The sequence below is a fragment of the Streptomyces sp. NPDC050164 genome (assembly GCF_044459945.1).
GTDB lineage: Bacteria > Actinomycetota > Actinomycetes > Streptomycetales > Streptomycetaceae > Streptomyces > Streptomyces coeruleorubidus_A.
In genome coordinates, this window is sequence record NZ_JBITJK010000061.1 from 1 (window position 1) to 14,010 (window position 14,010).

Below are 14,010 nucleotides of genomic sequence, written 5' to 3' on the forward strand. Positions count from 1 at the left end.
GCTGGACTGGTACAACTACCACCGACCCCACACCGGCATCGGCGGCCAAACCCCAGCCAGCCGCGTCACCAACCTGTCCGATCAGCACACCTAGAGTCTGTCGTTTGGATCAGGTCGCAGGGAATCGACGGCATCTCTTCAGCCCCGCGTCTGCGACGTGATCCAAACGACAGACCCTAGCTGCGGGCAGTCGTGCCGCTTGGGGGAGGCGCCCCGTTCCGCCGGGTTGCGGACCCACCCGGCCTCGGCACCGGCGCCGAGCGCGTGGCAAGAGGGTGTGTCTCACACGGGCAGGTGGTTCCCCGGGTCCGTTCGGGAACCTATTGTCAAGGTCATGTTCGCTGTCTACGCCGCCCGAATCGACCGCGACCAGCCACTGTCCGGCCTGGAGTTGGGAGAGCGTCCGGCTCCCGAGGCCCGCCCCGGCTGGAGCACCGTCACGGTCAAGGCCGCCTCCCTCAACCATCACGACCTGTGGTCCCTGCGCGGCGTCGGCCTCGCAGAGGACAAGCTGCCGATGATCCTCGGCTGTGACGCCGCCGGCGTCGACGAGGACGGTAACGAGGTCGTCCTGCACTCCGTGATCGGACAGAGCGGGCACGGGGTCGGCCCGAAGGAGCCCCGTTCCATCCTCACCGAGCGTTACCAGGGCACCTTCGCCGAGCAGGTCGCCGTGCCGACCTGGAACATCCTGCCCAAGCCCAAGGAGCTCTCCTTCGAGGAGGCCGCCTGTCTGCCCACGGCGTGGCTGACCGCGTACCGGATGCTGTTCACCAATGCGGGTGTCCGGCCCGGCGACTCCGTGCTCGTGCAGGGCGCCGGGGGCGGTGTCGCCACGGCCGCCATCGTGCTGGGGAAGGCCGCCGGGCTCCGGGTCTTCGCCACGAGCCGGGACGAGGCCAAGCGGAAGCGGGCCGTGGAGCTGGGGGCCGTGGAGGCCCTGGAGTCGGGGGCGCGGTTGCCGCAGCGGGTCGACGCCGTGATCGAGACCGTCGGGGCCGCCACCTGGTCGCACTCCGTGAAGTCGCTGAAGTCCGGCGGCACGCTGGTGATTTCCGGTGCCACCAGTGGTGACCGGCCCTCGCATGCCGAACTGACCCGGATCTTCTTCCTGGAGCTCAAGGTCGTCGGGTCCACGATGGGCACCAAGGACGAGCTGGAGGATCTGCTCGCGTTCTGTGCCGCCACCGGTGTGCGACCGGTCATCGACGAGGTGCTGCCCATGGACCGCGCCCGGGAGGGCTTCGAACGGCTGGCGTCCGGTGAGCAGTTCGGGAAGGTCGTGCTCACCAGTCCCTAGTCCCCGCTGAATGTGCTGACGGCCGGTCCGGGTTCGGGCCGGCCGTTTGGTTTGTCAACTGGGGTTGACGAAAGTGTGGTGTCAACGTAGGTTGACGTCATGACCGAAGCAACCGATCTGGCCGAGCGTGCGGGCGACCGTGATCCACGGGTCGGCCTGCGGGCCGTCGCCGCCCTGCGCAGGCTGCTTGAGCAGCTGGAAGCCGTACAGGTGCGCAACGCGCGCAACCAGGGCTGGTCGTGGCAGGAGATCGCCACCGAACTCGGTGTGAGCAGGCAGGCCGTGCACAAGAAGTACGGGAGGCATTGATGTTCGAGCGGTTCACGAAGGACGCCCGGAGCGTGGTCAAGGGTGCGTTCGAGTACGTGGAGGGTGGTGGCGGCGGACAGGTCGTGGAGCCGGAGCATCTGTTGCTCGCGCTGCTCGACCGGGAGGGCAGTCGTGGCTCGTTCGCGCTCGCCGCTCTCGGGCTCGGTGAGCGGAGGGAGTCCGTGCGGCAGGCGCTGGGCGCGGCGCGGCGGCGGGCCGGGCTGTCGCAGGCCGAGGCCGACGCGCTCGCCGGGCTCGGGATCGATGTGGAGGAGATCGTCGCCCGGGTGGAGGAGGTGCACGGGGTCGGCGCCATGGCCGGTGACCGGAAGGACAAGGGGTGGTGGTCGGGGCGGGCCTCCTTCGGGCGCGGTGCCAAGGACGTTCTGGAGCGCTCCTTGCGGGTCGCCCTCGCCCAGCGGGACCGGCACATCGGCGATGAGCACATTCTGCTGGCCCTGACCATGCGCCCCGGCGTGCCGGCCGAGGTTCTCGCCGACCACGGGGTGACGTACGAGTCCCTGGTGCGGGTGCTGTACGGGGGTGGCGAGGCGAAGGCCGGGTGACAGGCGGGGCGCCGGCCGCTTACTTCTTCCGGGTCCGCAGCAGTGATCCTATGTGGGCTGCCGTCGTCGACAGGTGGCGGCGGGCCTCGCGCAGTTGGTCGGGGGTGACGCCGTGGTCGCGGGCCGCGTCGCGGATGTCGTCCCGGAAGCGGTCGAGCAGGCGGTCCAGGTCGCGGGCCGGGTCGCCGGTGGAGTCCGTGGCGTCCTCGTGGGCCCAGGCGGGTTCGTAGGCGGCCGGGAAGTCCTCGGCGGGCTGTGAGGGCGTCGGCTGCGAGGCAGGCTTGCCGGTGCCGGTGCCGGTGCCGGTGCCGGTGCCGGTGCCGGTGCCGGTCCAGTCGAAGCCGAAGTCCTTGCCGTAGTCCTTGCCGTAGTCCTTGCCGAACTCGCCGACCTCCTTGGCCAGTTCGCTCAGGCCCTCGCGCAGTCCCGTGGGCCAGTCGCCGCGGGCGAAGTGGTCCTGGACCTGTTCCTGGACCCGGCGGGCGATGCGCTGAACCTGCTCCTGGGCCTGGGCGCGGGCCTGCTCCTGGGCCTCCTTCGCCTGGCGGCGGGCGCGCTGGGCGTCCTCGCGGGCGCGACGGCTCTCGTCCTTGGCGCGGCGGGCCTGTTCCTTCCACTCCTGCCGGGCGCGCCGCATCTCCTCCTTGGCGACGCGCCAGGCCTCCTTGTCGCCGTACTGCCCGAAGTCCCCGAAGGGGGCGTCCTCAGCGCCACGGGACTTCGTGCCGGTCTCCCGGCGGGCCTCGGTCGCGGCCGCACGCATCTCGCGGCGCAGGTCGCCGGCGGCCCCGCGTACGTCGGCGCGGATCTCCGCCGCCAGTTCCGCGACCGACTCCCGGATCTCCAGCTCCAGATCGGCCAGTTCGCCACTGCGGTCGGCCAGTTCCGCGCGGCCCGCGTCCGTGATCGAGTACACCTTGCGGCCGCCCTCGGTGGTGTGGGTGACCAGGCACTCGGCCTCCAGCTTGGCCAGGCGCGGGTAGACCGTGCCCGCCGACGGTGCGTACAGCCCCTGGAAGCGCTCCTCGAGGAGACGGATCACCTCGTAGCCGTGTCGGGGGGCCTCGTCCAGCAGCTTCAGCAGGTACAGGCGGAGGCGGCCGTGGGCGAAGACGGGGGGCATGTCAGAGCACCTTCTTGTCGGTCGTGCCGTCGGCCGGGACGCCGGCGTCGGCGGCGCCCCGGTCGGAGACGGAATTGTCTCCCGGCCGGGCCTGCGGGTCGTCCTGCGGGTCGGCCGGTGAGCTTCCGGTGCCGGGCCGGGTGTCCCATGGCTCGTCGGGCTCGGCCTCCCTGGCGGGGCGGCGCAGCAGCGCGATCGAACCGGAGACGGTGGTGGCACGCAGCTTGCCGTTGCCCGCGCCCAGGCGGCCGGTGATCTTGTGGGCGCCCCACTGGCCCTGCACCCGCAGATCGTCGAAGGCGTTGGAGACCGCGCCGCTCGCCGTGTTGGCCTCGACCTCCGCGTCCGCCGGGTCCGGCAGCCGGATCGCGATCTCGCCCGAGACGCTGGTCAGCCGCACGTCCGTGGGGCCGCCCGGGTCGAGGTCGACGATCATGGAGCCGCTGACCGAATCGGCCCGCACGGAGGAGCCGGAGCCCTCGACCACCGTGAGGTCGCCCGAGACGGAGTTGAACCGGAGGTCGCCGGTCACGTCCTGGGCCTCCACGCTCCCGGAGACCGTGTCGGCGCGGACCGGGCCGGAGAGTCCCACGAGGGTCGTGTCGCCCGTGACGCCCTTCACCGCCGCCGGTCCCTCGATCCCGGAGATGACGGCTGCCGCGCCTACCACCCCCACCTCCACCCGGGTGGAGGCCGGGACGGCCAGGGAGACCACCGCGCTGCGGCGCCAGCCCTTGCGGTCCAGCCACTTGAGGAAGCCCTTCCAGGGCAGGTCCTCGTAGGCCACCGTGAGGGTGCCGCCCTGCTGGGTCACCACCAGGGGCGGTCCCTCGATCTCGGAGATCTCCAGGCGGGCGGAACCTTCGTCCGTGCCCACCACGTTCACCGTTCCGTTGACGAGACGCACGTGAAGCTCGCTCACGGGCTCGTCGAAGGTGAGTTTCCTCGGCTCCGTGACAGACCACTCGGACATGGTGCAGACCTCCCCGACATGACGCGCCATATCGCGTCTTCTCTCATTCACGATATATCGTGGTCGGGGAAAGTCAAGACACCCGTCCGGGGACATCGGGGCGTGCAAAAGTCATCAAAGAGGAGGGAATCGCCCTAGCGTGTGACCATGCCGACGGAAGCCGACCACACCGGTCCAGCCTCTGGGGCGCTGCTGTTGTGCCGGGCGGTGCCCGGATCCGTCGCCCCCGTCGCCCACCTGCTGCGGGAACGGATGCAGCTCACCCGGGCGGGCGACGAATGGAGCGTTCTCGTCCCCGAGGGCGGGCCCTGGCGGGACGCCGGCGAGCCCGTCGACCGGGTGGTCACCGGCTGGGCGACGGCCCTCGCCGTCGGCGCGCCCTGGCCCGTTCTCGCCCTGTGGTGGGACGCCGACCACGCGGGCTTCACGTTCGCGTCCGGCTTCCGCCGCCCGGTCGGCTTCGTCTGGCTCACGAGCGGCGTCCCGGTGGGGGAGGAGGAGGCGATGCGCACCTTCGCCGCGCGCGTGGGCCTCGAGCCCGTCCTGGACCTCCAGGCCCTCGACCAGCTGACGAAGGCCGACCCCGCGGCGGACGCCCGCACCCGTCTGCGGGGCCTGCTGGCGGTCCTCGCGCGCGTCGGCGTCTCACTGCCCCCGGAACTCGCCCCCGGCCAGCCCGCCGACCGCCTCCGGGAAGTTGCCGCACTCCAGCCGGACAGCCTCCCGGTCGAGTGGCCGGGCTGGCGCGAGGCGGTCGCCGAACGCGACACCGTCGACCACAGCCGCCTCGGCCCCTGGATGCCCTGGACGGGCGGCCCCAGGGCCCGCGTCCTGGCCCTCGCCCAGGTGGCGGCGGGCGTTCCGCTCACGGCCTGGGGCGTACGGCGGCGCAACGGCGGCTTGATCGTGGCCGGGGCACTGCTCCTGGCCCACGGCTCGCTGGGCCTGGCCTACGGCCTCACTCACCCCCGCGACTGACCGCCCCGGGGACGTCCTACTCGTCGTCCTCGTCGTCCAGCCGCGCCAGCCACGTGGCCAGCCGCTCCACCGGCACCTCGAAGTCGGGGTTGAGATCGACGAACGTCCGCAGCTGCTCGGCGAGCCACTCGAAGGTGACCTCCTCCTCGCCGCGTCGCTTTTCCAGCTCCTCGATGCCGCGGTCGGTGAAGTACAACTCATGCTCCTGATCCGGACGGGGCAAGCCCTCTTGCCAACCCCTCCAGGGTAGGCCGTGCGGTCCCGCGAGACCCTGGCCGGGAACGGGTGGGGTCACGGGCAGCCAACCTGGGTATGACCCTCGTCTGGTGCACGTGGGCGCCGGCCGTGCTCGATCGGTCCGGCGGGGGACTCGACGGGGGACGAGATGAGCCACATCCAGGATGTCAAGCTGCCGGACGGCACGGTGATCACCGCGCGGATCGGTGAGGGCGAGGCGTACGACGACCAGGAGGACGTCGGTTTCACCGAGGCCGCCCTCGCGAAGGTGGAACAGCTCCAAGAGCTGATCAAAGGTGTCGGCGCCGCCACCCTCGACGCCGCCAGGGCGGCCCGCCCCAGTGAGGCCGCGATCACCTTCGGCGTGGAGCTGACGGCCAAGGAGGGCGTGGCGTTCGCCGTGCTCGCCAGGGGCGAGACCAAGGCCTCCCTGCAGGTGACGCTCACCTGGCAATTCGACCGCGGACCCGCGGGGGAGGACGCGGAGGAGCCCGGCCCGGCATGACCGAACGCAGCGACCGCCTGTACGAGCTCGCCCGGGCGGCCACCGTTCACCTGCTGGCCGTCGGGGACGACGACAGACCTCTGTGGGGGAGCGGCTTCTTCGTCGCGCCGGGATGGGTGCTGACCGCCGCCCACGTGCTGCGTCCGCACCTCGCGGAGGATGCCTCGGTCACCTTCCGGGTACGCGGTCAGGGCATCGAGGCGAACGCCCACCTGGAGCAGTGGTTGCTCACCGAACCGCGCCGGCCCACCGTCCCGCCGGAGGAGGACCTGGCACTGGTGCGGCTGACGGGTGATCCCGCACAGCACCCGCACGAGTGCGTATGGCTCCCCGACCGGGCCGTGCGCCACTGCGGCGCGCTCAAAGCGTGCGGGTACTACCCGGGGCCGCCCAAGACCCACTTCCGGATCGTGGACGCCGAGATCAACGGCCACGAGGACGCCTACGGGCTGATCATCAAGCCCGACATCGACTTCCCCAGCGGAATGTCCGGCGGTCCGTTGGTCGATCCCGTCAGCGGAGCTGTCGTCGGCCTGATCAAATCGCGCCGGAGACAGCAGGACGGCGGCAAGGCGGTGGCGATCTCGGCGCTGCGCCGTTTCGGGGCGACGTACCGAGCGGTCATGGCCGCCCACGACCGTTGGCACGGCGACGAACCGCTGTCCCCGAGCGGGGACAACTGGGTCGAACTGCAGGACGCCCCGGTGGCCGACAGCGGCGAGTGCTGGACGCCGGCCGATCGCCGCGAGGCCCTCCGGCTGCTCGCCGAACTGCCCGCGCCGCCCGACGCGCCCACCGTCGAACTGCTGGCGAAGAAGGCACGGAGCAACAACCTGTGGCCGGACAGTACGCCCGAGTTACTGACCTGGCGCGACGGTGCCGGACTGCTCTATGAAGGGGGCCGGCCGCTCGAGGCGCTCACCTTCCTGCGCTTCCTGATGTACGTCGAGAAGTACACGCGTACCAGGGGCGGCGACTGCGCCGCGCTCACCAAGTGGATCGAAAAGCGGCTGCGCAAGGAGCCCCGCAGGGCCATGCACGATTTCGTCCGGGAGGTCAGCCTGCCGGACGCGCTGCTTCCGGCCCCCGAGGACAAGGCGGAGCGGATGGTGATCCCTTACCCCGGCCCGGGCGAGGGCCCCACCGTGGCGGTCCTGCTCGACCCGGTGATCGGCGCTCAGTCCCCCCGGTTCTTCTGGCAGGTCTGGTACGACGACGGCGAGGGCGAGCCCCTGCTGTACGAGGCCGACGGCTCCGTCCACGGATTCCGGCCCGAGGACCTGGTCCAGGCCCTGCGGGAGCCTCTGGGCAGGCTGCTGCGGGCCAAGGACCACGCAGACCGGCCCGTGCCGCTCGAAGTGGCCCTGCCCTCCGAGTACTTCGACATGGCCGTGCACCGCTGGCGGTTCGACGACATAGCGGAACTGAACGACACGGGGCACCTCGGGGCGCGCCGCCGTGTGGTGCTGCGCGCCCTCGAGCGCCGGGGAGATCCGGACAAGCTCTGGGCCGACCGCTGGCAGAGCATGACCGGCCTGCGGCGTTTCAGCAGCTGGCGCACGCTCGTGGAGGAAGCCGTGCCCGGCTCTCGCGGCTACCGCAACGCCGAGGCGCACCGCATCCCCGTCATGTGCCGCCCCGCCGGACGCGACCCCGGGCGCACCGCCATGCGGCTCGCCCTGGACAACGGCCTCGGCGTCGCGCTCTGGCACATCGACGGACACGCCTCGCGGACCTGTCCCGAGACGTGCGACACGCTGTACGCCAAGGCGGAGGAACTGCTCGGCACCATCGGATCCCTCGCCGAACTCCCCGACCGCCTGCGACACGTGCGCCAGGAGATCAGCGAGCACCGGGTCGAGCGCCGCTGGGTCGAACCCCTGGCACTGCTGTACGACGATCCGCGCCGCCCGTTGCCTCCCGAGGACGCGGAACCCCTGGACGCGCCGCTGTGAGCGACGCGTGGCACGCACGGGACGCGTGGGCCGAGCGTCCGGAAACGCCTGTGGGGCGGGCCCGTTGTGGGTACATTTTCAGGGGCCCGTTGTGGGTGCACAACGCCCCCGTCGGCCAGGGCGTGGACGACCACCGACCGTCGACGAGGAGCACACCATGAGCGAGTGGTTCGTCTACCGCGGCACCGGGCAACCGGATCCGGCCGGCATCGACCGGCTGCCCGACCCGCCGGCGTGGCGCAGGTTCGACGCCCCGGTCGTGCCGTACGAGGTACCGGGACCCGACTCTTCCACCCGCCGCAGGCTGGGCGAGGACGCGGCCCCGCTGCCCATCCAGGACTCCGGCACCCTCGAACTCGTCAACGCCGCTCTCTACTTGCGGCGACCGCTCCTGGTCACCGGCGAACCGGGCGTGGGCAAGTCGACCCTCGCACACGCCATCGCCTACGAACTCGGCCTCGGCCGGGTCCTGGAGTGGCCGATCGTCAGCCGCAGCGAACTGCGCGACGGGCTCTACACCTACGACGCCATCGGCCGTCTCCAGGACTCCCAGCTGCCCGGCGACGACTTCTCCCGGGACATCGGCCGGTACATCAAGCTCGGCCCGCTCGGCACCGCGCTGCTCGCCGCCCACCGGCCCCGCGTGCTGCTCATCGACGAGCTGGACAAGAGCGACATCGATCTGCCCAACGACCTGCTGAACGTCCTGGAGGAGGGCAGGTTCGCCCTCCCCGAGCTGGAGCGGATCGCCGACCACACCCCTGTCGTCCACGTCCTCACCGACGACGGCCGCCGTGTCCCGGTGACGGGCGGACAGGTCCGCTGCCGTGCCTTCCCGTTCGTCCTCATGACCAGCAACGGGGAGCGGGAGTTCCCCGCACCGCTGCTGCGCCGCTGCATCACGCTCGACCTCAAGGCCCCGCGCGACGAACGCCTGGCCGCCCTCGTCCAGGCGCACTTCGGACAGGGTTCGTACGACGACAACCGCGACCTGGTCGACCGCTTCACGCAGGCCGAGGCGGACGGCGCGCTGCGCCCCACCGACCAGCTGCTCAACGCGATCTTCCTCGCTCAGCACGCGGCCAGGGGCGAGGTCCACCGGCGCGAGGAGATCTCGGACCTGCTGATGCAGCCCTTGGACCGGGGGCCGCGCTAGCCGATGACCGACCAGGCCCCCCACAACCCGCCCGGCGACGTGACCTCCACGCTCACGGCGCTGGTCGCGCGCATGCGGGACGCGGGTATCGGGCCGGGCGTGGAGGAACTCGCGGACGCGCTGTGGCTGGCCCGCTGGCTCCCGGCCCCGGCGGAGCCGGCCTTCCCGTCCGTCGCGGACGGAGCCTGCACGGACCTCCCATCGGCTGACGGCGACACCGGCCCGCCCTTGCCGGCCCCTCGCCCACCGGTCACGGACGGCGAACTGCAGTCGCCCGACGGGGCCCGGCTGTTCGCCCCCGGGGCCGGCGGCGCCGACGGCGCGGCTCCCATGGAGCCCATCCGCGTCCCGGCCGCACCCACTCTTCCCGAACCCCTCGCGCTGCAACGAGGCTTACGGCCTCTGCAGAGGTACCGGGCGCCTGTCCGCCCTGTACCGCGCGTCCTGGACGAACACGCCACCGCCCACCGGGCCGCCGAGTCCGGGTTCCTCCTGCCGGTCCTGCGCACCGACCGGCGACGCGAGGCCCGCCTCATGCTCCTGATGGACGTCTCCACCTCAACCGTGGTGTGGCAGCAGGCACTCGACGAACTCCGCCAGGTCTGCGTACGCGCCGGTGCCTTCCGCGAGGTGCGAGTGCGGTACCTGCACGAGACTTCAGACGGACTGCCCGGTTGGGCCACCACCCCGGAACCTGCCGGTCCGCTGCACGCCCCGGAGCAGCTGAGCGATCCGACGGGGCGCTGCGTGACCCTGGTTCTCAGTGACTGCGCCGGACCCATGTGGCGCTCCGGCCGCATGCAGCGGCTGCTGCACCGATGGGCCGCCGCGGCGCCCGTGGCCATCGTGCAGCCGCTCCCGCAGCGGATGTGGTTGCGCACCCACCTGCCCGCCCGGCGCGGGCTGCTCCACCGGCGGGAAGGGCCCGCCGGCGCACTGGAGTTCCGGCCAGACAAGGGACGTGCCGAGCCTGCCGCGGTGCCCGTGCCCGTGCTCGCTCCGCGCCGGGAGTCGGTGGAGGGCTGGGCACGTCTGGTGTCGGGCGCCACCGAGCAGTCGCTGGCGACGGCGGCGGGGTGGGTGCGCCCCGATCACCCGGCGTCCGGGGCGGCGGTACGGGCCTCTGAGGAGCTGACCGGCCCGGACCGTGTCCGTGCGTTCTGGCGCCCGGCCTCCTCGGAGGCTCGCCGGCTCGCCGTGTACCTGTCCGCGGTACCCCTTTACCTGCCGGTCATGCAGCTCGTCCAGCACGCCATGCTCTCGGGAAGCGGGCCCGACGTGCTCTCCGAGGTGCTGCTCAGTGGCCTGCTCAAACGCCGGGAGGACCCGGACGACCCGTGGGCAGTGCGCTACGAGTTCCTGCCCGGAGTCGCCTCGGAACTGCGGTCGCGGCTCGCGGTGGACGACGCCGACCTGCTGCTCAAGCACTGCTCCGACTACGTGCAGCGCAGGTTCGGGCGCGACGTGCGTAACTTCCCTGCCCTGGCCGGGGCGTTCCTGCGCGGCTCGGTGACCCCTGGCGAGGACCTGACGACGGCGGTCGCTTCGGACCAGAGCGAACCCGTCGGGCTGCGGGCGTTCGCCGAGGTGTCGGCGGAGGTGCTGCGGGACCTCGGCAAGCGGATGCCGGCCGTGCCGGTGCGGGCGGAGCTGAGTGCGCGAGAACTGCTGGCGCGGGGCCGGGAGGCTCTCGTGCGGTTCCGGCAGGAGGGCCTGACCAGGGAACTCGACGCCGCGGTCGGGTATCTGCGGCAGGCGCTGGAGGTGGCCGGCGCGGAGCCGGAGCGGGCCATGGCCGCGGTGAGGCTGGCCGACACGCTGTGGTCCCGGTGGCAGGTGCGAGGCGTCGGGGAGGACCTCCGGGAGGCCTGGCAGACGATCGGCGACTTCGACGACCTCAGCGCCTGGGGACGGGTGGTACGGGGGCGTATCTGCCTCGCCCAGGCCATGGAGCTGGCCAAGCAGGACATCGGGTTCGACGGCATCCCCGACGGCCTCAGGCAGTGGGCCGCCGGGGCCGCGCTCGGCGACCACCGGGCCGAGGACTTCGCCCGTGCCGTGCTGCTGTACCTGGCCGACCGGGACCTCACCTCCGTACTGCACGACCCGGACACGACGGCCGAGCACCGGCACGGCACCGCGCTCGCGCTGACCTACCTCCGCCGGGTCGTCGCCGACTCGGGAGCGGACGCGGCCGGACCGGACGGCCCTTACCCGGCATCCGGCCCCGAGGAGTGGTACGTCACCCATCTGCACCGGGCCGTCGAGGCCGCCGACGTGGCCCTGGAGTCCTCCCAGGGCGAACAGGCCCATGCGGTCAGGGGCCGGCTGTGGCTCGACCTGGCGCGCCAGTACGCGGGGCACGGCCGTACCTCCGCCGCCGCGCCGGACGAGCGACGCGCGGCCGAGGCCGCCCTGCGTGCCACCGACGACTTCCTGGCGGCGGTCCGTGACGAGACCGCCCTCCCGGACACCGAGCGCTGCACGATCTGGCTGGACATGGCGAGCGCCATCGAGATCCACCAGCCGCCGCGCGACGACGGCCGGGAACGCCGCTCGCTCATGTACGCGGTGGAAGCGGCCCTGGAAGCAGCCGGCGACGACAAGGCCCTGAGGTTCGAATGCCATGAGCGGGCCGCGCACATCTACCGCGTCCGCTATGACCGCTCCGGCGACCAGCTGCAACTGGACCGGGCCATCGACGCCTGGTCGGACGCCGAACCACTGCTGGACGAGGACGACCCGCGGCGGCCCGACGTGCTGTCCGACTTCGGGCGAGCCCTGCTCGAACGGGCGAGCATTGCGGGCCTGCCCGACGACATCACCCGGGCCATCGACCAGCTGCGCCGGGCGGTCGACGCGTCCCTCCCGGACGATCCCCGCCTGCCCCTGCGCAGGCAGCACCTGGGCACCGCCCACTTCCTGCGCTTCGGACTTCAGGAGGTGCTGTCCGATCTGTACGAGGCGGAGTGGCTGTTCGGCGAGGCGGCCCGGGGATCCGATGACCCTGGTTTCCTCGGGCAGTGCTGGCTCAACCGCGGAACCGCCCAGGAGTTCCTGCACAGCCGCACGGGCGTGCTCGCACGGCTGCACCAGGCGGCCGACTGCTTCTCCCAAGCCGCCGACCACGCCCGGGAGGCGGGTGACGACGAGACCCGCTCCGTCGCCCTGCAGTCCCGGGGACAGGTCCACGAGCGGCTCGGACGGACGGGCCCGGCCCTGGCCGACTACCATCGCGCTCTGCCCCTCACGCCGGACTCCGGCCGCCGTGAGCACCTCCGCTCCCGCATTGCCCGCCTGGAATCCGAAACGGCCGACGAGTGACCGCGCCCGTCGACGACACCCACATACCCCTGCCCGACGTCCCCCGGCCGGACCACACCGACCACCCGGTATTCGCGGCGATCCTCGCCGAGCTCCGTGCCCGGGAAGGGGAGTCCGTCGTCGTCGCCCAGTACGAGGACGCCCCATGACGGCGCACCACCCGCCGTCGGCGCACCCGCCGTGGCCGCATGCCCTGCTCGACACCTCCGCCCACCGGGCCACACCCTTCCGGCAGTTCGTGTTGAAGGTCCACAGCCGCTGCAACCTCGACTGCACCTACTGCTACCTGTACCGGGGCCAGGACGCCGGCTGGCGCGACCGCCCGCCGCGCGTGCCCGAGGACACCATGCGGCACACCGCCGCCCGCATCGCCGAGCACGTCCGCGCGCACGGTCTCGACGGGATCCGTGTCGAGCTCCACGGCGGCGAGCCCCTCCTCACCGGCCCGGGCCCCGCCCTGGCCTACACCCGGGCCGTCCGCGAGGCCCTGCCCGCCGGATGCCGGGTCACCGCCACCCTGCAGACCAACGGGACCCGGCTCACGGGCCCAGCGCTCGACGTGCTCGCCGGCGCCGGCATCCGGGTCGGCCTCAGCCTCGACGGCGGCCGCGCCGCCCACAACGTCCGCCGCGTCGACCGTGCCGGCCGCCCCGCCTGGCCCGCGGCCCGGGCAGCCGCCCGCGCGCTCGCCGAGCGCCCGGCCTGCTACGCGGGCATCCTGTGCACCATCGACCTGGACGCCGACCCGCTGGAGGTCTACCGGTCGCTGCTGGAGCTGAACCCGCCCGCGGTGGACTTCCTCCTGCCGCACGCCAACTGGGGCCACCCGCCCCCCGGGGTCTTCCCGCGGCACCCCGGACGCCACCGCCCGCACCCCGCCCCCTACGGCGACTGGCTGGCCACCGTCTTCGACGCCTGGTGGGACGAGCGGCGACTGCGCACCCGCGTCCGGCTCTTCCAGGAGATCGCCGCCCTGCTGCTCGGCGCGCCCAGCAGGGCCGAGGCCGTGGGACTGTCGCCCATGGCCGCCGTCGTGGTGGAGACGGACGGCGCGATCGAGCAGGTCGACTCCCTGAAGTCGGCCTACGCGGGCGCGGCGGAGACCGGGCTGGACGTCTTCCGGAACTCCTTCGACGAGGCCCTGCGCCACCCCGGCGTCGCCGCCCGCCAGCTGGGTGAACGGGCCCTGGCCGCGGAGTGCCGAGGCTGCCCGGTCGGGAAGGTGTGCGGAGGCGGCAACTACGTGCACCGGTACGCGCCCGGCACAGGCTTCCGCCACCCCAGCGTCTACTGCGCTGATCTGGAACGGCTTGTTCGGCACATCGCCCGACGACTCGAACGGACCGTACGGGACACGGCACCGGGGAACTGACCGGTCTCTCAACTTTGCGCTGATCGAGCCCTTTTGACGCACAATTGAATAACCTGTGCACAGTCGTGACCAGGTTCAGTTGAGGGGACTGCGAGATGGCGGCGGAGCTCGGACACGTCACGGTGATCTTCGCCGGGCAGAGCGAATCCTGGGCCAAGTGGATCGAGCACCAGATCCGGGCCGCGGGGCGGGCCACGACGCTGGTGCGCTGG

General features: G+C 72.4%; 13 protein-coding genes. 10 read left to right on the forward strand and 3 right to left on the reverse strand.

Features of this window, described 5'->3' with window-relative positions:
• Window positions 1-334 precede the first annotated feature (334 nt).
• The 3 genes from ACIBNA_RS42590 to ACIBNA_RS42600 all read left to right on the forward strand — a co-directional run bounded on the left by ACIBNA_RS42590 (window position 335) and on the right by ACIBNA_RS42600 (window position 2,175).
• Complete coding sequence (locus tag ACIBNA_RS42590) at window positions 335-1,300, forward strand: zinc-binding dehydrogenase (protein WP_399170731.1); 966 nt, start codon at window positions 335-337, stop codon at window positions 1,298-1,300.
• Between the two features lie 99 nt (window positions 1,301-1,399).
• Window positions 1,400-1,609 carry an HTH domain-containing protein gene (locus ACIBNA_RS42595; RefSeq protein ID WP_003992902.1) on the forward strand — a complete coding sequence of 70 codons (210 nt, stop codon included), beginning with the start codon at window positions 1,400-1,402 and terminating at the stop codon, window positions 1,607-1,609.
• Entirely contained in the window at window positions 1,609-2,175 is a 567-nt protein-coding gene (locus ACIBNA_RS42600; protein ID WP_274819420.1) for a Clp protease N-terminal domain-containing protein, read from the forward strand. The genes ACIBNA_RS42595 and ACIBNA_RS42600 overlap by 1 nt, the downstream gene beginning before the upstream one ends.
• Window positions 2,176-2,194: 19 nt before the next feature.
• Here the strand turns inward: ACIBNA_RS42600 and ACIBNA_RS42605 are convergent, their stop codons facing one another.
• Complete coding sequence (locus ACIBNA_RS42605) at window positions 2,195-3,298, reverse strand: helix-turn-helix transcriptional regulator (protein WP_399170732.1); 1,104 nt, start codon at window positions 3,296-3,298, stop codon at window positions 2,195-2,197.
• 1 nt (window position 3,299) lies between these two features.
• Entirely contained in the window at window positions 3,300-4,271 is a 972-nt protein-coding gene (locus tag ACIBNA_RS42610) for a DUF4097 family beta strand repeat-containing protein (protein ID WP_399170733.1), read from the reverse strand.
• Between the two features lie 147 nt (window positions 4,272-4,418).
• Here ACIBNA_RS42610 and ACIBNA_RS42615 point away from each other — a divergent pair, with 147 nt between their 5' ends.
• Entirely contained in the window at window positions 4,419-5,249 is an 831-nt protein-coding gene (locus ACIBNA_RS42615) for a hypothetical protein (protein WP_399170734.1), read from the forward strand.
• Window positions 5,250-5,265: 16 nt separating this feature from the next.
• On the opposite strand, the gene ACIBNA_RS42620 is transcribed toward ACIBNA_RS42615, so the two are convergent.
• Window positions 5,266-5,445 (reverse strand): DUF6104 family protein, encoded by a 180-nt coding sequence (locus ACIBNA_RS42620; protein ID WP_003992906.1) that lies wholly within the window; start codon window positions 5,443-5,445, stop codon window positions 5,266-5,268.
• 189 nt (window positions 5,446-5,634) lie between these two features.
• Here ACIBNA_RS42620 and ACIBNA_RS42625 point away from each other — a divergent pair, with 189 nt between their 5' ends.
• From ACIBNA_RS42625 to ACIBNA_RS42650, 6 genes are all read left to right on the forward strand, one after another.
• Window positions 5,635-5,991 carry a CU044_2847 family protein gene (locus ACIBNA_RS42625; protein WP_399170735.1) on the forward strand — a complete coding sequence of 119 codons (357 nt, stop codon included), beginning with the start codon at window positions 5,635-5,637 and terminating at the stop codon, window positions 5,989-5,991.
• Complete coding sequence (locus tag ACIBNA_RS42630; protein WP_399170736.1) at window positions 5,988-7,946, forward strand: trypsin-like peptidase domain-containing protein; 1,959 nt, start codon at window positions 5,988-5,990, stop codon at window positions 7,944-7,946. Before ACIBNA_RS42625 ends, ACIBNA_RS42630 begins: the two co-directional genes overlap by 4 nt.
• 157 nt (window positions 7,947-8,103) lie before the next feature.
• A complete protein-coding gene (locus ACIBNA_RS42635) occupies window positions 8,104-9,102 on the forward strand; it encodes an AAA family ATPase (RefSeq protein ID WP_399170737.1) in 999 nt (332 codons plus the stop codon).
• 3 nt (window positions 9,103-9,105) lie between these two features.
• Window positions 9,106-12,426, forward strand: a complete 3,321-nt coding sequence (locus ACIBNA_RS42640) for an SAV_2336 N-terminal domain-related protein (RefSeq protein ID WP_399170738.1) — start codon at window positions 9,106-9,108, stop codon at window positions 12,424-12,426.
• On the forward strand, window positions 12,423-12,575 hold the full coding sequence (locus ACIBNA_RS42645; protein ID WP_399170739.1) for a hypothetical protein: 153 nt from the start codon (window positions 12,423-12,425) through the stop codon (window positions 12,573-12,575). Before ACIBNA_RS42640 ends, ACIBNA_RS42645 begins: the two co-directional genes overlap by 4 nt.
• Window positions 12,572-13,798, forward strand: a complete 1,227-nt coding sequence (locus ACIBNA_RS42650; protein WP_399170740.1) for an FxsB family cyclophane-forming radical SAM/SPASM peptide maturase — start codon at window positions 12,572-12,574, stop codon at window positions 13,796-13,798. Before ACIBNA_RS42645 ends, ACIBNA_RS42650 begins: the two co-directional genes overlap by 4 nt.
• The last annotated feature ends 212 nt before the right edge of the window (window positions 13,799-14,010 follow it).

What these genes read in the sequence shown, in the direction of transcription:
- ACIBNA_RS42625 (WP_399170735.1), top strand. Translation starts at nt 5,635, where the DNA reads ATGAGCCACATCCAGGATGTCAAGCTGCCGGACGGCACGGTGATCACC.
- ACIBNA_RS42615 (WP_399170734.1), top strand. Translation starts at nt 4,419, where the DNA reads ATGCCGACGGAAGCCGACCACACCGGTCCAGCCTCTGGGGCGCTGCTG.
- ACIBNA_RS42595 (WP_003992902.1), top strand. Translation starts at nt 1,400, where the DNA reads ATGACCGAAGCAACCGATCTGGCCGAGCGTGCGGGCGACCGTGATCCA.
- ACIBNA_RS42610 (WP_399170733.1), bottom strand. Translation starts at nt 4,271, where the DNA reads ATGTCCGAGTGGTCTGTCACGGAGCCGAGGAAACTCACCTTCGACGAG.
- ACIBNA_RS42590 (WP_399170731.1), top strand. Translation starts at nt 335, where the DNA reads ATGTTCGCTGTCTACGCCGCCCGAATCGACCGCGACCAGCCACTGTCC.
- ACIBNA_RS42650 (WP_399170740.1), top strand. Translation starts at nt 12,572, where the DNA reads ATGACGGCGCACCACCCGCCGTCGGCGCACCCGCCGTGGCCGCATGCC.
- ACIBNA_RS42640 (WP_399170738.1), top strand. Translation starts at nt 9,106, where the DNA reads ATGACCGACCAGGCCCCCCACAACCCGCCCGGCGACGTGACCTCCACG.
- ACIBNA_RS42630 (WP_399170736.1), top strand. Translation starts at nt 5,988, where the DNA reads ATGACCGAACGCAGCGACCGCCTGTACGAGCTCGCCCGGGCGGCCACC.
- ACIBNA_RS42605 (WP_399170732.1), bottom strand. Translation starts at nt 3,298, where the DNA reads ATGCCCCCCGTCTTCGCCCACGGCCGCCTCCGCCTGTACCTGCTGAAG.
- ACIBNA_RS42635 (WP_399170737.1), top strand. Translation starts at nt 8,104, where the DNA reads ATGAGCGAGTGGTTCGTCTACCGCGGCACCGGGCAACCGGATCCGGCC.
- ACIBNA_RS42600 (WP_274819420.1), top strand. Translation starts at nt 1,609, where the DNA reads ATGTTCGAGCGGTTCACGAAGGACGCCCGGAGCGTGGTCAAGGGTGCG.